The organism is Mesorhizobium sp. (genome assembly GCF_004962925.1).
Classification (GTDB): Bacteria; Pseudomonadota; Alphaproteobacteria; order Rhizobiales; family Rhizobiaceae; genus Mesorhizobium.
In genome coordinates, this window is record NZ_SUEO01000136.1 from 1 (window position 1) to 16,389 (window position 16,389).

A 16,389-nucleotide genomic window follows, 5' to 3' on the forward strand; every position below is an offset into this window, starting at 1 on the left:
CCGGGTGCTCGACGCCTCAACACGGGAAATCGTGTCGACGGCCAAGCGCACCGGTGCCAACGTCCGCGGCCCCATTCCGCTGCCGACGCGGATCGAAAAGTTCACGGTCAACCGGTCGCCTCACGTCGACAAGAAGAGCCGCGAGCAGTTCGAGATGCGCACGCACAAGCGTCTGCTCGATATCGTCGATCCGACCCCGCAGACGGTCGATGCGTTGATGAAGCTCGATCTTGCCGCCGGTGTCGACGTCGAGATCAAGCTTTAAGGAACCAGAGGTGCGGGGCGACCTGCAACTCTGAAGGAACAAGAGGCGTGGAGGGGCGACAGCCCCGACAGGGAACTCTAAAGGAATTGAACCGATGCGTTCAGGTGTGATTGCAAAGAAGGTGGGAATGACCCGCATCTACAACGATGCCGGGGAACATGTTCCCGTCACTGTTCTCCAGATGGAGAACTGCCAGGTCGTGGCGCAGCGCACGCAGGAGAAGAACGGCTATACCGCCGTTCAGCTCGGCGTTGGCCTTGCCAAGGTGAAGAACACGTCGAAGGCGATGCGCGGCCATTTCGCGACCGCTTCCGTCGAGCCGAAGGCCAAGGTTGCCGAATTCCGCGTCTCCGCAGACAACATGATCGATGTCGGCGCCGAGATCACCGTCGATCATTTCGTCGCCGGCCAGAAGGTCGACGTGACGGGAACCACGATCGGTAAGGGTTTTCAGGGCGTCATCAAGCGGCACCACATGGGCGGCGGCCGCGCGACCCACGGCAACTCGGTCTCGCACCGTACCCACGGCTCGACCGGCCAGCGCCAGGACCCGGGCAAGGTGTTCAAGGGCAAGCATATGGCTGGCCACATGGGTGACACCCGCGTCACAACGCAGAATGTCGAGGTCGTCTCGACCGATGCCGATCGCGGCCTGATCCTGATCCGCGGCGCGGTTCCCGGTTCGAAGGGCGCCTGGATCCTGGTCCGCGATGCGGCCAAGATTGCGCTGCCGGCCAATGCGCCGAAGCCTGCCGCAATCCGCGCCGTTGCAACCAATGATGCCGCCAAGAACGATGCCCCGGCCACAGTAGATGCCCCGGCCACAGAGGGAGCGGAATAATGGACCTCAAGATCACAACGCTTGGCGGCAAGGACGCCGGCAAGGTGAAACTCTCCGAGGAGATTTTCGGCCTTGATCCGCGCGAGGACATCCTGCAGCGCGTCGTGCGCTGGCAGCTTGCCAAGAAGCAGCAGGGCACGCACAAGACAAAGGGTCGCGCCGAGATCGCTCGGACCGGCGCCAAGATGTATAAGCAGAAGGGTACGGGCCGCGCCCGCCACCATTCGGCACGCGCTCCGCAGTTCCGCGGCGGCGGCAAGGCCCACGGTCCGGTCGTCCGCAGCCATGAGCACGATTTGCCGAAGAAGGTGCGTGCGCTGGGCCTCAAGCATGCTCTTTCGGCCAAGGCCAAGAGCGCATCGCTCATCATCATCGACGAGTTGATGATGACCGAGGCGAAGACCAAGGCACTGATCGCGAATTTCGCGACGCTGGGCCTGTCCAACGCCCTGGTGATCGGCGGCGCCGAGCTCGACAAGAACTTCAAGCTGGCGGCGACGAACATCCCGAATATCGACGTGCTGCCCATCCAGGGCATCAACGTCTACGACATTCTGCGCCGCGGCACGCTGGTCCTTTCGAAGGCCGCCGTCGAGGCTCTCGAGGAGCGCTTCAAATGACCGACCTTCGTCACTACGACGTGATCGTCTCGCCGGCGATCACCGAAAAGTCGACCATGGCTTCCGAGCAGAACCAGGTCGTCTTCAACGTCGCCAAGAAGGCGTCGAAGCCGGAAATCAAGGCTGCCGTCGAAGCGCTGTTCGGCGTCAAGGTGATGGCCGTGAACACGCTTGTCCGCAAGGGCAAGATCAAGCGCTTCCGCGGCACGATCGGCCGCCAGAGCGACGTCAAGAAGGCGATTGTGACGCTGGCCGACGGCCAGTCGATCGACGTCGCGACGGGTCTCTGAGCAAGACCGCGAGGACAACAAACATGGCACTGAAAAAATTCAACCCGATAACGCCGAGCACCCGCCAGCTGGTCATCGTCGATCGCTCGGGCCTCTACAAGGGCAAGCCCGTCAAGGGCCTGACCGAAGGCCTGACCAAGTCGGGCGGCCGCAACAATTACGGTCGCATCACGGCCCGCTTCATCGGCGGCGGTCACAAGCGCACGTACCGCATCATCGACTTCAAGCGCCGCAAGTTCGACGTTGTCGGCACGGTCGAGCGTATCGAATACGATCCGAACCGCAGCGCCTTCATCGCGCTGATCAAGTATGACGATGGCGAGCTGTCCTACATCATCGCTCCGCAGCGCCTTGCTGCCGGCGACAAGATCGTGGCCGGCGAAGCGGTCGACGTGAAGCCGGGCAATGCGATGCCGCTGGCCTCGATGCCGGTCGGCACGATCGTCCACAACATCGAGCTGAAGCCGGGCAAGGGCGCCCAGGTTGCCCGTTCGGCTGGCGGCTACGCCCAGCTCGTCGGCCGTGACCAGGGCATGGCGATCCTGCGCCTGAATTCGGGTGAGCAGCGTGTCGTCCACGGCTCGTGCATGGCCACTGTCGGTGCCGTGTCCAACCCGGACCACGGCAACATCAATGACGGCAAGGCAGGCCGCACGGTGTGGCGGGGAAAACGCCCGCACAACCGCGGCGTGACCATGAATCCGGTCGACCATCCGCATGGCGGCGGCGAAGGCCGCACCTCAGGTGGCCGCCATCCGGTTTCGCCTTGGGGCAAGCCGACCAAGGGCAAGAAGACGCGGTCCAATAAGGCGACCGACAAGTTCATCCTGCGCTCGCGCCATCAGCGCAAGAGCTAAGAAGAGGTAACGCCAAGTGACTCGTTCGATTTGGAAAGGCCCCTTCATTGACGGCTACCTTCTCAAGAAGGTGGACAAGGTTCGTGAAGGTGGTCGCAATGAGGTGATCAAGATGTGGAGCCGTCGCTCCACCATCCTGCCGCAGTTCGTCGGCTTCACCTTCGGTGTCTACAACGGCCAGAAGCACGTTCCCGTTTCGGTGAACGAGGACATGGTCGGCCACAAGTTCGGTGAATTCGCTCCGACCCGGACCTATTACGGTCACGGCGCGGATAAGAAGGCGAAGAGGAAATAATCATGGGCAAGGCCAAAGCTCCGCGCAGGCTTGCTGATAACGAAGCGCGCGCCGTGTTGCGCACGATCCGTATCAGCCCGCAGAAGCTGAACCTGGTTGCCGCGCTGATCCGCGGCAAGAAGGTCGCGACAGCGCTTTCCGATCTCGAATTCTCGGCCAAGCGGATTTCCGGCACGGTCAAGAAGACGCTGGAATCGGCAATCGCCAACGCGGAAAACAACCACGACCTCGACGTCGACGCGCTGATCGTGGCGGAAGCCTATGTCGGCAAGTCGATCGTCATGAAGCGGTTCCATGCCCGTGGCCGGGGTCGCGCCAGCCGTATCGAGAAGCCGTTCTCGCACCTCACGATCGTCGTTCGTGAAGTCGAAGAAAAAGTGGAGGCCGCATAATGGGTCAGAAAATCAATCCAATCGGTCTGCGTCTCGGCATCAACCGCACCTGGGATTCGCGCTGGTTCGCCAACACCGGCGAGTACGGCAAGCTGCTGCATGAGGACATCAAGATCCGCAAGTATCTTGAGAAGGAACTCAAGCAGGCTGCGATTTCGAAGGTCGTGATCGAGCGTCCGCACAAGAAGTGCCGCGTCACCATCCATGCCGCGCGTCCGGGCCTGATCATTGGCAAGAAGGGCGCCGACATCGAGAAGCTTCGCAAGAAGCTGATGGAGATGACGAAGTCCGAGACGCATTTGAACATCGTCGAGGTGCGTAAGCCTGAGATCGATGCGACGCTGGTCGCCCAGTCGATCGCCCAGCAGCTCGAGCGTCGTATTGCGTTCCGTCGCGCCATGAAGCGCGCCGTGCAGTCTGCGATGCGCCTCGGTGCCGAAGGCATCCGCATCAACTGCGCCGGCCGTCTCGGCGGCGCCGAGATCGCGCGCATGGAATGGTACCGCGAAGGTCGCGTGCCGCTGCATACGCTGCGCGCCGACGTCGACTACGGCACGGCCGAAGCGCACACGGCTTACGGCATCTGCGGCGTCAAGGTCTGGGTGTTCAAGGGCGAAATCCTCGAGCACGACCCGATGGCTTCGGAGCGCCGCGCGACCGAGGGCGATCATGCGCATGGCGGTGGTGGTGAGCGCGAACGCGGTCGCCGTCGCGAAAACGCCTGAGACAGTTGAGAATTTGGAGTTAGAACGATGCTGCAGCCAAAGCGCACAAAGTTCCGCAAGCAGTTCAAGGGTCGTATCCACGGTGCCGCCAAAGGTGGCACCAATCTGGATTTCGGCGGTTTCGGGCTGAAGGCGCTTGAGCCGAACCGCGTCACCGCGCGCGAGATCGAGGCGGCCCGCCGCGCGATCACCCGCGAGATGAAGCGCGCCGGCCGCGTCTGGATCCGTATCTTCCCGGATGTGCCGGTGACGTCGAAGCCGACCGAAGTCCGCATGGGCAAGGGCAAGGGCGCGGTCGATTACTGGGCGGCGCGCGTCAAACCCGGCCGCATCATGTTCGAGATCGACGGCGTCAATGAGGAAACCGCCCGTGAGGCGCTGCGTCTCGGCGCGGCCAAGCTCTCGGTCAGGACGCGCTTCGTACAGCGCATCGCAGAATAAGGACGGGCTGATCATGAAAGCCGAAGACATCCGGACCAAGACCCAGGACCAGCTGACCGACGATCTGGCCAGCCTGAAGAAGGAGCAGTTCAACCTGCGCTTCCAGAAGGCCACCGGCCAGCTCGAGAAGACCGCGCGCGTGAGGCAGGTCCGCAAGGACATTGCGCGTATCAAGACCATCGCTGCGGAAAAGTCCGCGGCTAAGAAGGCTTAAGGACGAAAACCATGCCAAAGCGCATTCTGCAGGGCACCGTCGTCAGCGACAAAAACGAGAAGACGGTTGTCGTCAAGGTCGAACGGCGCTTCACGCATCCCGTGATGAAGAAGACCGTGCGCATGACCAAGAAGTACAAGGCGCACGACGAGAACAACGCCCACAAGGTCGGCGATCAGGTGTTTATCCAGGAATCGAAGCCGATTTCCAAGGACAAGCGCTGGACCGTAGTGTCTTCGGACCAGGCGTAAACAACGAATTTTGGACAGACCGGGGAGGGGCTTTGAGCCCATCCCGTTAGAAGAGAAGAAGGCGGCCAGTCATGATTCAGATGCAAACAAACCTCGACGTCGCGGATAATTCCGGCGCCCGTCGTGTCATGTGCATCAAGGTGCTGGGCGGCTCGAAGCGGAAATACGCTTCCGTGGGCGACATCATCGTGGTGTCGATCAAGGAAGCCATCCCGCGCGGCCGCGTCAAGAAGGGCGATGTGATGAAGGCGGTCGTGGTTCGCACGGCCAAGGACATCCGCCGCCCGGACGGCAGCGTGATCCGTTTCGACAAGAACGCAGCCGTTCTCGTCGACAACAAGAAAGAGCCGATCGGCACGCGTATCTTCGGACCGGTTCCGCGCGAACTCCGCGCCAAGAACCACATGAAGATCATCTCGCTCGCGCCTGAAGTGCTGTAAGGAGCCGGACCAATGCAGAAGATTAGAAAAGGCGACAAGGTCGTCGTGCTGGCCGGCAAGGACAAGGGCCGTTCGGGCGAAGTCCTTTCGGTACAGCCGAAGGAAGACACCGCGCTGGTGCGCGGCGTCAACATGATCCGTCGTCACCAGAAGCAGTCCCAGTCCCAAGAGGGCGGGATCATCACCAAGGAAGCGCCGATCCAGCTGTCGAACATCGCGCTGGCCGACCCCAAGGATGGCAAGCCGACCCGCGTCGGTTTCATCTTCCAGAAGGACGGCAAGAAGGTGCGCGTCGCCAAGCGCTCGGGAGAAGTCATCAATGGCTAAGTCTCAAACCAAGCAGGCGACTGCCCAGAACACGCCGCGCCTCAAGCAGGTCTACAACGAGACCATTCGCAAGGCGCTGCAGGAGCAGTTCGGCTACGAGAACGAGATGCAGGTTCCGCGCATCGACAAGATCGTGCTGAACATGGGCGTCGGCGAAGCCACCGGCGATTCGAAGAAGCCTTCGATCGCGGCCGAGGATCTTGCGATGATCGCCGGCCAGAAGGCCGTCGTCACCCACGCTCGCAATTCGATCGCCGGCTTCAAGGTCCGCGAAAAGATGCCGATCGGCGCCAAGGTCACGCTGCGCAAGGAACGCATGTACGAGTTCCTCGACCGTCTCGTGAACATTGCGCTGCCGCGCGTCCGCGACTTCCGCGGGCTCAATCCGAAGAGCTTCGATGGCCGTGGCAACTATGCCATGGGCATCAAGGAACACATCGTGTTCCCGGAGATCAACTACGACAAGGTTGATCAGATCTGGGGCATGGACGTCATCGTTTGTACGACTGCGAAGACGGACGACGAAGCCAGGGCATTGCTCAAGGCCTTCAACTTCCCCTTCCGCCAGTAACGGCAGCGAGAAAAGGAAAAATCTGAAATGGCAAAGACCAGCTCAGTCGAGAAGAACAACAGGCGCCGCAAGCTTGTGGACCAGTACGCTGCCAAGCGTAAGGCCCTCAAGGCGATCATCATGGATCAGTCCAAGCCGATGGAAGATCGCTTCCGCGCTCAGCTGAAGCTTGCGGCACTGCCGCGCAACTCGGCCAAGATCCGCATCCGCAACCGCTGCGAAGTCACCGGACGTCCGCGTGCCTACTATCGCAAGCTCAAAGTATCGCGCATCGCGCTTCGTGATCTCGGCAATAACGGCCAGATCCCGGGCCTGGTCAAGTCGAGCTGGTAAGGAGGACATAACATGTCATTGAGCGATCCTCTCGGCGATATGCTGACCCGCATCCGCAACGCCTATGGCCGCAAGAAGTCGAGCGTTTCGACGCCGGCCTCGCGCCTGCGTACCCGCGTCCTCGATGTGCTGAAGGCGGAAGGCTATATCCGCGACTACAGCCAGACCGACTTCGACAACGGCAAGTCCGAAATCGAGATCGAGCTGAAGTATTTCGACGGTGCGCCGGTCGTGCGCGAAATCGCCCGCGTCTCGAAGCCGGGCCGTCGCGTCTACGTTTCGGCGAAGTCGATCCCGCACGTCGCCAACGGCCTCGGCATCGCCATCCTTTCGACGCCGAAGGGCGTGATGGCTGACCACGAAGCGCGTGAACAGAATGTCGGCGGGGAAATCCTCTGCCAGATCTTCTGATCTGGCTGACCTGAAACAAGAGAAGTGACGAGGACAACAAAATGTCTCGTATTGGAAAGAAACCCGTTTCGCTGCCGCAGGGCGTGACCGCGACCGTCGACGGCCAGACCGTCACGGCGAAGGGCCCCAAGGGTGAGCTGAAGTTCGTGGTGAACGACGAAGTGCTGGTCAAGATGGAAGGCAGCGAGATCGCTGTCCAGCCGCGCGACCAGACCAAGACCGCCCGCTCCAAATGGGGCATGTCGCGCACGCAGATCGTCAACATCCTGCAGGGCGTCAAGGACGGTTTTGAAAAGAAGCTCGAGATCACCGGCGTCGGCTATCGCGCCGCCATGCAGGGCAAGAACCTGCAGCTGGCGCTCGGCTTCAGCCACGACGTCGTCTACGAAACGCCGCAGGATATCACGATCACCGTGCCGAAGCCGACGGAAATCACCGTGACCGGCATCGACAAGCAGAAGGTCGGCCAGGTTGCTGCCGAGATCCGCGAATATCGTGGTCCCGAGCCGTACAAGGGCAAGGGCGTTCGTTACGCTGGCGAGAAGATCGTCCGCAAGGAAGGCAAGAAGAAGTAATTTCAACGCCGCGGGGAGCGGTCGCGGGAGGCTTGTCCTACCGCACAGGGGCGCCCCCGTTTTTTGAAGGCAAGGAACTGATATCATGGGCTCGAAAGAATCCACCCAACGCCGCGCTCAGCGCGTCCGCCGCCAGATCAAGAAGGTCGCAGGCGAGCGTCCGCGCCTGTCGGTCCACCGCACGTCGAAGAACATCTACGTCCAGGTCATCGACGACGCCAAGGGCCACACCATCGCTGCCGCCTCGACGCTGGAGAAGGACCTGAAGGGTTCGCTCAAGACCGGTGCCGACACTGCCGCGGCAGTGGCAATCGGCAAGCTGATTGCCGAGCGCGCTTCGAAAGCCGGCGTCAAGGAAGTCGTCTTCGATCGCGGACCGTACATCTATCACGGCCGCGTCAAGGCGCTGGCCGAGGCTGCCCGTGAAGGCGGCTTGAGCTTCTAAAAAGTTTCGCCCCCGGCAACCCCACAGAGGGAACCGGATATCATCATCAACCGTGCTTCCGGAAAAAAACAAGGAACAGGATATGGCACAGGAACGTAGGGATGGCGGCCGCGGCCGTGATCGCGAAGAGCGCGACGACGGCATGGTGGACAAGCTTGTCCACATCAACCGCGTCGCCAAGGTCGTCAAGGGCGGCCGGCGCTTCGGCTTTGCAGCACTCGTCGTCGTAGGCGACCAGAAGGGCCGCGTCGGCTTTGGTCACGGCAAGGCGCGCGAAGTGCCAGAGGCGATCCGCAAGGCGACCGAATCGGCCAAGCGCGACATGATCTTCGTGCCGCTGCGCTCGGGCCGTACGCTGCATCACGACGTCGAAGGACGCTGGGGTGCCGGACGCGTTCTGCTGCGCGCTGCCAAGCAGGGTACCGGCATCATCGCCGGCGGCCCGATGCGCGCCGTCTTCGAGACGCTCGGCATGCATGACGTGGTTGCCAAGTCGATGGGTTCGTCGAACCCGTACAACATGGTTCGCGCCACCTTCGACGCGCTGAAGAGCCAGATGCATCCCAAGGATGTGGCTGCCGCGCGCGGCATCAAGTATTCGACCCTTCAGGCTCGCCGCGGCACCGCCGTTGCGGCCGAAGAATAGTCTGATCTGACCAGGGATTTTGACCATGGCCAAGAAAGCAACCAAGACCATCACCGTCGAGCAGATCGGTTCACCGATCCGCCGGCCGAAGGAGCAGCGCGCGACGCTGGTCGGCCTCGGCCTCAACAAGATGCACAAGCAGCGCACGCTGGAGGATACGCCCTCAGTGCGCGGCATGATCGCTGCCGTCCAGCATCTCGTCCGCGTCGTGGACGAGGGCTGAGCCAGAGCGCAGGAGAACTCAGATGAAACTCAACGATCTGCGTGACAAGGACGGCGCGACGCATTCCAAGAAGCGTCTCGGCCGCGGCATCGGTTCCGGTTCGGGCAAGACCGCCGGTCGCGGCGTCAAGGGCCAGAAGGCGCGCTCCGGCGTCGCCATCAACGGCTTCGAGGGTGGTCAGATGCCGCTCTACCGGCGTCTGCCGAAGCGTGGCTTCAACAACATCTTCGCCAAGAGCTTCACTGTCGTGTCGCTGGCCCGCATCCAGGCCGCGCTCGACGCCAAGAAGCTCGACGCCAAGACGACCGTGACGGCCGAAGCGCTGGTCGCGGCCGGCGTCATCCGCCGCGTCAAGGACGGCGTGCGCATCCTCTCCGACGGCGACATCAAGTCGAAGCTCGCCTTCGACGTGGCCGGCGCCTCCAAGGCTGCCATCGAGAAGATCGAAAAGGCCGGCGGTTCGGTGAAGCTGCCGGAAAAGGCAGCCGCCGAGTAACGTCGATTTGAAGCGCGATCGGCAGAGCGGGATACGTTTTGCTTTTGATTGCGCTTTGATCCGACCAATATGGCGGCCGCGTCAACGCGGCCGCTTGCATGTTTGCAGTCCGGAGCTTATCTCGTGAGCTTCGGTGACACGCGCCGCCTGAGTTGCGGGCCATCGAGCGTGACCAAGCGGAGAATCAGGCATGGCTTCGGCTGCTGAACAACTAGCCTCGAATCTGAATTTCTCGGCCTTCGCCAAGGCGGAGGATCTGAAGAAGCGCATCTGGTTCACCATCGGTGCGCTGCTCGTCTACCGCCTCGGCACCTATATCCCACTGCCCGGCATCAATCCCGACGCTTTCGCCCAGGCCTTCTCGTCGCAGAGCAAGGGCGTGCTTGGCATGTTCAACATGTTCGCCGGCGGCGCCGTGGAGCGCATGGCGATCTTTGCCCTCGGCATCATGCCCTATATCTCCGCTTCCATCATCATGCAGCTGATGACCTCCGTCATTCCGTCTCTGGAAGCGCTGAAGAAGGAAGGCGAGCAGGGCCGCAAGGTCATCAACCAGTACACGCGCTACGGCACCGTGCTTTTGGCGTTGGTCCAGGCCTATGGCATTTCGGTCGGGCTGGAAGGCGGCAACGGCATCGTCAGTGATCCGGGCATGTTCTTCCGCGTCTCGACCGTCATCACGCTGGTCGGCGGCACCATGTTCCTGATGTGGCTCGGCGAGCAGATCACCGCCCGCGGCATCGGCAACGGCATTTCGCTGATCATCTTTTCCGGCATCGTCGCCGGCCTGCCGCGGGCCATCTCCGGCACGTTGGAACTTGGCCGCACCGGCGCGCTGTCGACCGGCCTGATCCTGGCGATCATTGTTCTCGCCATCATCGTCATCGCGCTGATCGTGTTTTTCGAGCGCGCCCAGCGGCGCTTGCTGATCCAGTATCCGAAGCGCCAGGTCGGCAACCGCATGTTCCAGGGCGACACCTCGCACCTGCCGCTGAAGCTCAACACGTCCGGTGTTATTCCGCCGATCTTCGCCTCTTCGCTGCTGTTGCTGCCGGCGACGGTCGCAGGCTTCTCGCAGACGACCAACATGCCAGCCTGGGCCAGTACCGTCCTGGCGGCACTCGGCCATGGCCAGCCGCTCTACATGGCGTTCTACGCGGCGATGATCGTGTTTTTCGCCTTCTTCTATACGGCGATCGTCTTCAACCCGAAGGACACCGCCGACCAGCTCAAGAAGCATTCGGGTTTCATTCCGGGCTATCGTCCGGGCGAGCGCACCGCCGATTACATCGACTATGTTCTCACCCGCATCACCGTCGTCGGCGCCATCTATCTGGTGCTGGTGTGTCTGCTGCCCGAGTTCCTGATTTCAGCGACTGGCGTACCATTCTACCTCGGTGGCACATCGCTTCTGATCGTGGTCAGTGTAACGCTCGATACGGTGGCGCAGATTCAGGGTCACCTGATTGCGCACCAGTATGAGGGCCTGATCAAGAAGTCGAAGCTGCGCGGGGGGAAAAAGGCCAGATGAGGTTGATATTGCTTGGACCGCCAGGGGCGGGCAAGGGGACGCAAGCACAAAGACTGGTAGAAAAATACGGCATACCCCAACTCTCCACGGGCGATATGCTGCGCGCCGCTGTCCAGGCCGGCACCGAAGTCGGCAAGCGGGCCAAGGCGGTGATGGACGCTGGCGAACTGGTCTCCGACGCCATCGTCAACGCCATCGTGGCCGAGCGTATCGATCAGGCCGATTGCGCCGAGGGATTCATCCTTGACGGATACCCGCGAACCCTGGTGCAAGCGGACGCAGTTGAATCGATGCTCTCGGATCGCGGCCTCACGCTCGACGCTGTCATCGAACTCGTCGTCGACGACAAGGCTCTGGTTGGCCGAATCGGCAAGCGCGCCGAAGAGGCCAAGGCCGCGGGTCTGCCGGTACGCAAAGACGACAATCCAGCGGTGTTCGAAGAGCGCCTGAGGGAGTACTACAAGAAAACGTCGCCGCTGATCGGCTACTACTATGCCAAGGGCAAGCTCAGAGGTGTCGACGGCATGGCCGACATCGATGCGGTGACGCAACAGATCGAAGTGCTGCTCACGGCTGCGGCCCAAGGGGCGGCAAAGGAAAAATAAACGATTACGCTTGACTGGAGCGGTTCGCTGGGGTATGGCGGCCCGTCTTCCTATCAGGCATGAGGTTTGCTTGCCCGCAAGGGCAAGGCAGCCGCTTTGAACTGGAAACTCCCGCATGGGCCGGCCTCCACCGGACGCGGGGCAACTTTGATAGCGCCGGCTTGTCCGGCCCACATGGAGAAGAGAAGAACATGGCTCGTATAGCCGGCGTCAACATTCCGACCAACAAGCGCGTCGTCATTGCGCTTCAGTACATTCACGGCATTGGCAAGAACTTCGCCCAGGAGATCGTCGACAAGGTCGGCATCCCGGCCGAGCGCCGCGTCAACCAGCTGACCGACGCGGAAGTGCTGCAGATCCGCGAGACGATCGACCGCGACTATCAGGTCGAGGGCGATCTGCGCCGCGAAGTGTCGATGAACATCAAGCGGCTCATGGACCTCGGCTGCTATCGCGGCCTGCGTCATCGCCGCTCGCTGCCGGTTCGCGGCCAGCGCACGCATACCAATGCGCGCACCCGCAAGGGCCCGGCCAAGTCGATCGCCGGCAAGAAGAAGTAATTTAGGGGAATATGGGAGTAGGGCAGTAGGGCAGTATGTAATGCGGCGCGGTTCGTCCGCGGCCAGACATACTCCCCTACTGCCCTATTCCTCTACTCCCTTAGCAAGGTGGAGCCGCTGGCATTACGGCGGTGTAGAGATCAACTGAAAGGACCATCATGGCCAAGGAAGCCACACGTGTTCGCCGTCGCGAACGCAAGAATATCTCGTCGGGCGTTGCCCACGTCAACTCGACCTTCAACAACACGATGATCACCATCACCGACGCGCAGGGCAATTCGATTGCCTGGTCGTCGGCGGGAGCCCAGGGCTTCAAGGGGTCTCGCAAGTCGACGCCGTTTGCTGCCCAGATGGCTGCCGAGGACGTTGCCAAGAAGGCCCAGGAACACGGCATGCGCATGCTCGAGGTCGAGGTCTGCGGACCCGGTTCCGGTCGTGAATCGGCGTTGCGCGCGCTGCAGGCAGCCGGCTTCACCATCACCTCGATCCGTGACGTGACGCCGATCCCGCACAATGGCTGCCGCCCGCGCAAGAAGCGCCGCGTCTAATGCATGTCGCCCAAAAGCGCGCAGCGGTTTTGGGCCAACGACGTGCATAAAAACAGAGACCTGAAGCGCGACGCGCTTTAGGAAATTACCGAACGCCGCGCGAACGCCAGTAGCGTTCCTCCACGGCATTCCAGGTCGCCCGCCACGATTGGATGGTGGCGGGGCAACGGAAGGAAAGTACTATGATCCAGAAAAATTGGCAGGAACTGATCAAGCCGAACAAGATCGAGTTTTCGTCGAAGAAGAAGACGCTGACCACGCTGGTCGCCGAGCCGCTCGAGCGCGGCTTTGGTCTTACCCTCGGCAATGCGCTGCGTCGCGTGCTTCTGTCTTCGCTGCGTGGCGCGGCTGTGACCGCCGTGCAGATCGACGGCGTTCTGCATGAATTCTCGTCCATCGCCGGCGTGCGCGAGGACGTGACCGACATCGTCTTGAACATCAAGGAAATCGCCATCCGCATGGAAGGCGACGGCCCCAAGCGCATGGTCGTGCGCAAGCAGGGACCGGGCGCCGTTCTCGCCGGCGACATCCAGACGGTCGGCGACGTCGAGATCCTCAATCCCGACCACGTCATCTGCACGCTGGACGAAGGCGCTGAAATCCGCATGGAGTTCACCGTCGATACCGGCAAGGGCTACGTTCCGGCCGACCGCAATCGCGCCGAAGACGCGCCGATCGGGCTCATCCCGGTCGACAGCCTCTACTCGCCGGTCAAGAAGGTCTCCTACAAGGTCGAGAATACCCGCGAGGGCCAGGTTCTCGACTATGACAAGCTGACCATGACGATCGACACCGACGGTTCGATTTCGGGCGAGGACGCGGTGGCTTTCGCCGCTCGCATCCTGCAGGACCAGCTTGGCCTGTTCGTCAATTTCGACGAGCCGCAGAAGGAAGTCGCCGCCGAGCAGGTGACCGAGCTTGCCTTCAACCCGGCGCTGCTCAAGAAGGTCGACGAACTCGAGCTTTCGGTGCGTTCGGCCAACTGCCTGAAGAACGACAACATCGTCTATATCGGCGACCTGATCCAGAAGACCGAAGCCGAGATGCTGCGCACCCCGAACTTCGGCCGTAAGTCGCTGAACGAGATCAAGGAAGTCCTGGCGGCGATGGGCCTGCACCTCGGCATGGAAGTGCCGGATTGGCCGCCGGAAAACATCGAAGACCTCGCCAAGCGTTACGAAGATCAATATTGAGGCTGTGGCCTCTTGAACCCGGAATGAAGGAGAAGAGCCATGCGCCACGGATTTAAAGGCCGCCGGTTCGCCCGCAGCATAAGCCATCGCAAGTCAATGTTTGCCAACCTTGCCGTATCGCTCATCGAGCATGAGCAGATCCTCACCACATTGCCGAAGGCGAAGGATCTGCGTCCGATCGTCGAGAAGCTGGTGACGCTCGGCAAGCGCGGCGATCTGCATGCCCGCCGCCAGGTGATTGCCCAAATCGGCAATGAAGGTGTCGTCAAGCGCCTGTTCGACACGATCGCGCCGCGCTACGCTACCCGCAACGGCGGCTATCTGCGCATCATGAAGGCGGGCTTCCGCCACGGTGACAATGCAGCGATGGCGGTCATCGAGTTCGTCGATCGCGACACCTCGGCCAAGGGCGCCGGCGACCGTGCCCGCATCGAGGCCGAAGGCACCGACGAGGAAGCCGCAGCCGCATAGGCTTCGGTCTTCCTGAGTGAGTTTAAGGGGCCTGCGGGCCCCTTTTTCGCATTCCGGAAGCGGCAGGAGCATTTGCTGCGATTTCTTGACCCGGCTCATGCCTTTCCGCCCAAAATAATCGGATTTCATCGCGTTAGCCTTTCATTTTGCACAATCGTCGGGACAATGGCGCCCGACCTGGAGGATTCGGAATGCGCGTCAAACGGCTGTCCCTTGTTCTACTCTGCGCCTTGATGGCGCTGGCAGTCGTGCCGGCGGCCAGGCAGGCGCTGGCTCAGGACACCAAGACCGATCCCGGCCTGTCCGATGTGCTGACCGACCTGCTGCGCGGCGCCGAAGGCGAAAATGCCACCTCCGGTCCAGACAAGCGCGTGCCATTCGGTCGCGAGGAGGTGCAACTGTCGTTCGCGCCGCTGGTCAAGCAGACGGCGCCGGCCGTGGTCAATGTCTATGCCTCGCAAACGGCCAAGATGAGATCGCCCTTCGACGGCGATCCGTTCTTCGAAGAGTTCTTCGGCCGTTCGCAGCCGCGTGCGCAGTCCTCGCTCGGCTCCGGCGTGCTGGTCGATCCGACGGGCATAGTGGTCACCAATTTCCACGTCATCAAGGACGCCGATCAGGTCAAGGTCGCCACCGCGGACGGGCGTGAATTCGACAGCAAGGTGCTGCTCAAGGACGAAACGCTTGACCTCGCCGTGCTCAAGATCTCCGCCGACAAGCCATTTCCGGTCGTCGCCATCGGTGATTCCGACGCGCTCGAGGTTGGCGACCTGTTGTTGGCCATCGGCAATCCCTTCGGTGTCGGCCAGACCACCACCAGCGGCATCGTTTCGGCGCTTGCGCGCAGCCACATCGGCGTTTCCGATTCCAGTTTCTTCATCCAGACCGACGCTGCGATCAATCCCGGCAACTCCGGCGGTGCGCTGATCAACATGGGTGGCCAACTGGTCGGCATCAACACGGCGATCTACAGCCGCAGCGGCGGTTCGATCGGCATCGGCTTTGCTATTCCTTCCAACATGGTTCGCGCTTTTGCCGATGCAGCCAAGGCCGGGCGCGACTTCTTCGAGCGGCCCTATATCGGCGCCGAATTCGAGCGCGTGACGCCGCAGATCGCCGAATCGCTCGGCATGGAGACCTCGACCGGCGCGCTGGTCTCGTCTGTCGAAGCAGCAGGGCCAGCGGCCACAGCGGGGCTCAAGGCCGGCGACGTCGTGCTGTCGCTCAACGGTACGCCCGTCGAGAGTATCGAGGCGCTGGATTACCGGATGGCGACGCTGTCGATCGGCACCAGTGCTAGCTTCGCCGTCCTGAGCAAAGGCCAGCAAGGGACGATGGACATCGCGCTGGAGCGCGCGCCGGAAGGTACAAAACTTGCGGAAGTGACGCTGCGCGGCCGCAGCCCGTTTTCTGGTGCCAAGGTTGCTGAATTGTCGCCTCGGCTCGCTCAGCGGCTCGGCATGCGCACGGATGCCAAGGGCGTTACCGTGATCGACATCAATCGCGGTTCGCCCGCAGCCGGTTTCGGCTTCCAGCCGGGCGACATCGTTCGCGAGGTCAACGGCTTGACCATCGATACCGCCGCGACCCTGGAACAGGCATCCATGCAGGAGACTCGCTGGTGGCGCTTTACCGTCGAGCGCGGCGGGCAGATACTGCGCCAGGTGTTGCGTTACTAAAGCCCGAACTCGATCCTTCGGACGAGATCGCGCTCCAACGAAAAGAAGTGCATGGCCGATCTGTTCAGTGTCGATGAACCGGAAAAGACGCCGCCCGGCAGGCCGCTGGCCGACCGACTGCGCCCGAAGAACCTTGGCGAGGTC

The 16,389-nt window shown here is 61.9% G+C and carries 28 protein-coding genes; all 28 read left to right on the forward strand.

From position 1 onward, the window contains the following. Positions 1 to 265 (forward strand): 30S ribosomal protein S10 (rpsJ, locus tag E5W87_RS23435; protein WP_292402901.1); only part of this gene is annotated, 265 nt, incomplete at its 5' end. 94 nt (positions 266 to 359) lie between these two features. Beyond that, positions 360 to 1,106 (forward strand): 50S ribosomal protein L3, encoded by a 747-nt coding sequence (gene rplC, locus E5W87_RS23440; RefSeq protein ID WP_126106701.1) that lies wholly within the window; start codon positions 360 to 362, stop codon positions 1,104 to 1,106. Continuing rightward, the gene (rplD, locus tag E5W87_RS23445; RefSeq protein ID WP_292402906.1) at positions 1,106 to 1,726 is read left to right on the forward strand and encodes a 50S ribosomal protein L4; all 621 of its coding nucleotides are present in this window, start codon (positions 1,106 to 1,108) and stop codon (positions 1,724 to 1,726) included. The genes rplC and rplD overlap by 1 nt, the downstream gene beginning before the upstream one ends. Further along, positions 1,723 to 2,016: a 50S ribosomal protein L23 gene (locus tag E5W87_RS23450; protein ID WP_010909275.1), complete on the forward strand. Its 294-nt coding sequence runs from the start codon at positions 1,723 to 1,725 to the stop codon at positions 2,014 to 2,016. The genes rplD and E5W87_RS23450 overlap by 4 nt, the downstream gene beginning before the upstream one ends. A gap of 23 nt (positions 2,017 to 2,039) precedes the next feature. Beyond that, a complete protein-coding gene (rplB, locus tag E5W87_RS23455; protein ID WP_095488566.1) occupies positions 2,040 to 2,873 on the forward strand; it encodes a 50S ribosomal protein L2 in 834 nt (277 codons plus the stop codon). 16 nt (positions 2,874 to 2,889) lie between these two features. Further along, positions 2,890 to 3,168, forward strand: a complete 279-nt coding sequence (gene rpsS, locus E5W87_RS23460) for a 30S ribosomal protein S19 (RefSeq protein ID WP_006205463.1) — start codon at positions 2,890 to 2,892, stop codon at positions 3,166 to 3,168. 2 nt (positions 3,169 to 3,170) lie between these two features. Continuing rightward, the gene (rplV, locus tag E5W87_RS23465) at positions 3,171 to 3,560 is read left to right on the forward strand and encodes a 50S ribosomal protein L22 (RefSeq protein ID WP_023799292.1); all 390 of its coding nucleotides are present in this window, start codon (positions 3,171 to 3,173) and stop codon (positions 3,558 to 3,560) included. Then, the gene (rpsC, locus tag E5W87_RS23470) at positions 3,560 to 4,285 is read left to right on the forward strand and encodes a 30S ribosomal protein S3 (RefSeq protein WP_077377560.1); all 726 of its coding nucleotides are present in this window, start codon (positions 3,560 to 3,562) and stop codon (positions 4,283 to 4,285) included. Before rplV ends, rpsC begins: the two co-directional genes overlap by 1 nt. Before the next feature lie 27 nt (positions 4,286 to 4,312). Continuing rightward, positions 4,313 to 4,726 (forward strand): 50S ribosomal protein L16, encoded by a 414-nt coding sequence (gene rplP, locus E5W87_RS23475; protein ID WP_023799290.1) that lies wholly within the window; start codon positions 4,313 to 4,315, stop codon positions 4,724 to 4,726. A gap of 13 nt (positions 4,727 to 4,739) precedes the next feature. Next, positions 4,740 to 4,940: a 50S ribosomal protein L29 gene (gene rpmC, locus E5W87_RS23480; protein ID WP_006205459.1), complete on the forward strand. Its 201-nt coding sequence runs from the start codon at positions 4,740 to 4,742 to the stop codon at positions 4,938 to 4,940. Between the two features lie 11 nt (positions 4,941 to 4,951). Then, positions 4,952 to 5,191, forward strand: coding sequence for a 30S ribosomal protein S17 (rpsQ, locus tag E5W87_RS23485; protein ID WP_023799288.1), 240 nt, complete (start codon positions 4,952 to 4,954; stop codon positions 5,189 to 5,191). A 71-nt stretch (positions 5,192 to 5,262) separates the two neighbouring features. Next, positions 5,263 to 5,631 carry a 50S ribosomal protein L14 gene (rplN, locus tag E5W87_RS23490; protein ID WP_006205457.1) on the forward strand — a complete coding sequence of 123 codons (369 nt, stop codon included), beginning with the start codon at positions 5,263 to 5,265 and terminating at the stop codon, positions 5,629 to 5,631. 12 nt (positions 5,632 to 5,643) lie between these two features. Continuing rightward, positions 5,644 to 5,958: a 50S ribosomal protein L24 gene (gene rplX, locus E5W87_RS23495; protein WP_013531428.1), complete on the forward strand. Its 315-nt coding sequence runs from the start codon at positions 5,644 to 5,646 to the stop codon at positions 5,956 to 5,958. Further along, complete coding sequence (gene rplE / locus E5W87_RS23500; RefSeq protein ID WP_095488568.1) at positions 5,951 to 6,529, forward strand: 50S ribosomal protein L5; 579 nt, start codon at positions 5,951 to 5,953, stop codon at positions 6,527 to 6,529. The genes rplX and rplE overlap by 8 nt, the downstream gene beginning before the upstream one ends. A 27-nt stretch (positions 6,530 to 6,556) precedes the next feature. Beyond that, positions 6,557 to 6,862 (forward strand): 30S ribosomal protein S14, encoded by a 306-nt coding sequence (gene rpsN / locus E5W87_RS23505; protein ID WP_292402917.1) that lies wholly within the window; start codon positions 6,557 to 6,559, stop codon positions 6,860 to 6,862. A 12-nt stretch (positions 6,863 to 6,874) separates the two neighbouring features. Next, the gene (rpsH, locus tag E5W87_RS23510) at positions 6,875 to 7,273 is read left to right on the forward strand and encodes a 30S ribosomal protein S8 (protein WP_006205453.1); all 399 of its coding nucleotides are present in this window, start codon (positions 6,875 to 6,877) and stop codon (positions 7,271 to 7,273) included. A 41-nt stretch (positions 7,274 to 7,314) separates the two neighbouring features. Beyond that, positions 7,315 to 7,848 carry a 50S ribosomal protein L6 gene (rplF, locus tag E5W87_RS23515; RefSeq protein WP_023799285.1) on the forward strand — a complete coding sequence of 178 codons (534 nt, stop codon included), beginning with the start codon at positions 7,315 to 7,317 and terminating at the stop codon, positions 7,846 to 7,848. Positions 7,849 to 7,933: 85 nt separating this feature from the next. Further along, on the forward strand, positions 7,934 to 8,293 hold the full coding sequence (rplR, locus tag E5W87_RS23520) for a 50S ribosomal protein L18 (protein WP_029352225.1): 360 nt from the start codon (positions 7,934 to 7,936) through the stop codon (positions 8,291 to 8,293). 82 nt (positions 8,294 to 8,375) lie between these two features. After that, a complete protein-coding gene (gene rpsE / locus E5W87_RS23525) occupies positions 8,376 to 8,939 on the forward strand; it encodes a 30S ribosomal protein S5 (protein WP_006333394.1) in 564 nt (187 codons plus the stop codon). Positions 8,940 to 8,964: 25 nt separating this feature from the next. Then, a complete protein-coding gene (gene rpmD, locus E5W87_RS23530) occupies positions 8,965 to 9,162 on the forward strand; it encodes a 50S ribosomal protein L30 (RefSeq protein ID WP_006205449.1) in 198 nt (65 codons plus the stop codon). A 22-nt stretch (positions 9,163 to 9,184) separates the two neighbouring features. Next, positions 9,185 to 9,658 (forward strand): 50S ribosomal protein L15, encoded by a 474-nt coding sequence (gene rplO, locus E5W87_RS23535; RefSeq protein WP_095488569.1) that lies wholly within the window; start codon positions 9,185 to 9,187, stop codon positions 9,656 to 9,658. Between the two features lie 190 nt (positions 9,659 to 9,848). Next, a complete protein-coding gene (gene secY, locus E5W87_RS23540) occupies positions 9,849 to 11,189 on the forward strand; it encodes a preprotein translocase subunit SecY (RefSeq protein ID WP_292402922.1) in 1,341 nt (446 codons plus the stop codon). Then, on the forward strand, positions 11,186 to 11,794 hold the full coding sequence (locus E5W87_RS23545; protein ID WP_292402925.1) for an adenylate kinase: 609 nt from the start codon (positions 11,186 to 11,188) through the stop codon (positions 11,792 to 11,794). The genes secY and E5W87_RS23545 overlap by 4 nt, the downstream gene beginning before the upstream one ends. Positions 11,795 to 11,985: 191 nt before the next feature. Then, a complete protein-coding gene (rpsM, locus tag E5W87_RS23550; protein ID WP_029352234.1) occupies positions 11,986 to 12,354 on the forward strand; it encodes a 30S ribosomal protein S13 in 369 nt (122 codons plus the stop codon). Positions 12,355 to 12,512: 158 nt separating this feature from the next. Next, a complete protein-coding gene (rpsK, locus tag E5W87_RS23555) occupies positions 12,513 to 12,902 on the forward strand; it encodes a 30S ribosomal protein S11 (RefSeq protein WP_023799279.1) in 390 nt (129 codons plus the stop codon). 182 nt (positions 12,903 to 13,084) lie between these two features. Beyond that, the gene (locus E5W87_RS23560) at positions 13,085 to 14,095 is read left to right on the forward strand and encodes a DNA-directed RNA polymerase subunit alpha (protein WP_023799278.1); all 1,011 of its coding nucleotides are present in this window, start codon (positions 13,085 to 13,087) and stop codon (positions 14,093 to 14,095) included. 39 nt (positions 14,096 to 14,134) lie between these two features. Beyond that, the gene (rplQ, locus tag E5W87_RS23565; RefSeq protein ID WP_023799277.1) at positions 14,135 to 14,566 is read left to right on the forward strand and encodes a 50S ribosomal protein L17; all 432 of its coding nucleotides are present in this window, start codon (positions 14,135 to 14,137) and stop codon (positions 14,564 to 14,566) included. A 191-nt stretch (positions 14,567 to 14,757) separates the two neighbouring features. Then, positions 14,758 to 16,245, forward strand: coding sequence for a DegQ family serine endoprotease (locus E5W87_RS23570; RefSeq protein ID WP_292402930.1), 1,488 nt, complete (start codon positions 14,758 to 14,760; stop codon positions 16,243 to 16,245). Positions 16,246 to 16,389 lie beyond the last annotated feature (144 nt).

Excerpts from the sequence above, each read along its gene's own strand:
- rplC (WP_126106701.1), top strand. The coding sequence starts at position 360 with ATGCGTTCAGGTGTGATTGCAAAGAAGGTGGGAATGACCCGCATCTAC.
- rplD (WP_292402906.1), top strand. The coding sequence starts at position 1,106 with ATGGACCTCAAGATCACAACGCTTGGCGGCAAGGACGCCGGCAAGGTG.
- E5W87_RS23450 (WP_010909275.1), top strand. The coding sequence starts at position 1,723 with ATGACCGACCTTCGTCACTACGACGTGATCGTCTCGCCGGCGATCACC.
- rplB (WP_095488566.1), top strand. The coding sequence starts at position 2,040 with ATGGCACTGAAAAAATTCAACCCGATAACGCCGAGCACCCGCCAGCTG.
- rplV (WP_023799292.1), top strand. The coding sequence starts at position 3,171 with ATGGGCAAGGCCAAAGCTCCGCGCAGGCTTGCTGATAACGAAGCGCGC.
- rpsC (WP_077377560.1), top strand. The coding sequence starts at position 3,560 with ATGGGTCAGAAAATCAATCCAATCGGTCTGCGTCTCGGCATCAACCGC.
- rplP (WP_023799290.1), top strand. The coding sequence starts at position 4,313 with ATGCTGCAGCCAAAGCGCACAAAGTTCCGCAAGCAGTTCAAGGGTCGT.
- rpmC (WP_006205459.1), top strand. The coding sequence starts at position 4,740 with ATGAAAGCCGAAGACATCCGGACCAAGACCCAGGACCAGCTGACCGAC.
- rpsQ (WP_023799288.1), top strand. The coding sequence starts at position 4,952 with ATGCCAAAGCGCATTCTGCAGGGCACCGTCGTCAGCGACAAAAACGAG.
- rplN (WP_006205457.1), top strand. The coding sequence starts at position 5,263 with ATGATTCAGATGCAAACAAACCTCGACGTCGCGGATAATTCCGGCGCC.
- rplX (WP_013531428.1), top strand. The coding sequence starts at position 5,644 with ATGCAGAAGATTAGAAAAGGCGACAAGGTCGTCGTGCTGGCCGGCAAG.
- rplE (WP_095488568.1), top strand. The coding sequence starts at position 5,951 with ATGGCTAAGTCTCAAACCAAGCAGGCGACTGCCCAGAACACGCCGCGC.
- rpsN (WP_292402917.1), top strand. The coding sequence starts at position 6,557 with ATGGCAAAGACCAGCTCAGTCGAGAAGAACAACAGGCGCCGCAAGCTT.
- rpsH (WP_006205453.1), top strand. The coding sequence starts at position 6,875 with ATGTCATTGAGCGATCCTCTCGGCGATATGCTGACCCGCATCCGCAAC.
- rplF (WP_023799285.1), top strand. The coding sequence starts at position 7,315 with ATGTCTCGTATTGGAAAGAAACCCGTTTCGCTGCCGCAGGGCGTGACC.
- rplR (WP_029352225.1), top strand. The coding sequence starts at position 7,934 with ATGGGCTCGAAAGAATCCACCCAACGCCGCGCTCAGCGCGTCCGCCGC.
- rpsE (WP_006333394.1), top strand. The coding sequence starts at position 8,376 with ATGGCACAGGAACGTAGGGATGGCGGCCGCGGCCGTGATCGCGAAGAG.
- rpmD (WP_006205449.1), top strand. The coding sequence starts at position 8,965 with ATGGCCAAGAAAGCAACCAAGACCATCACCGTCGAGCAGATCGGTTCA.
- rplO (WP_095488569.1), top strand. The coding sequence starts at position 9,185 with ATGAAACTCAACGATCTGCGTGACAAGGACGGCGCGACGCATTCCAAG.
- secY (WP_292402922.1), top strand. The coding sequence starts at position 9,849 with ATGGCTTCGGCTGCTGAACAACTAGCCTCGAATCTGAATTTCTCGGCC.
- E5W87_RS23545 (WP_292402925.1), top strand. The coding sequence starts at position 11,186 with ATGAGGTTGATATTGCTTGGACCGCCAGGGGCGGGCAAGGGGACGCAA.
- rpsM (WP_029352234.1), top strand. The coding sequence starts at position 11,986 with ATGGCTCGTATAGCCGGCGTCAACATTCCGACCAACAAGCGCGTCGTC.
- rpsK (WP_023799279.1), top strand. The coding sequence starts at position 12,513 with ATGGCCAAGGAAGCCACACGTGTTCGCCGTCGCGAACGCAAGAATATC.
- E5W87_RS23560 (WP_023799278.1), top strand. The coding sequence starts at position 13,085 with ATGATCCAGAAAAATTGGCAGGAACTGATCAAGCCGAACAAGATCGAG.
- rplQ (WP_023799277.1), top strand. The coding sequence starts at position 14,135 with ATGCGCCACGGATTTAAAGGCCGCCGGTTCGCCCGCAGCATAAGCCAT.
- E5W87_RS23570 (WP_292402930.1), top strand. The coding sequence starts at position 14,758 with ATGCGCGTCAAACGGCTGTCCCTTGTTCTACTCTGCGCCTTGATGGCG.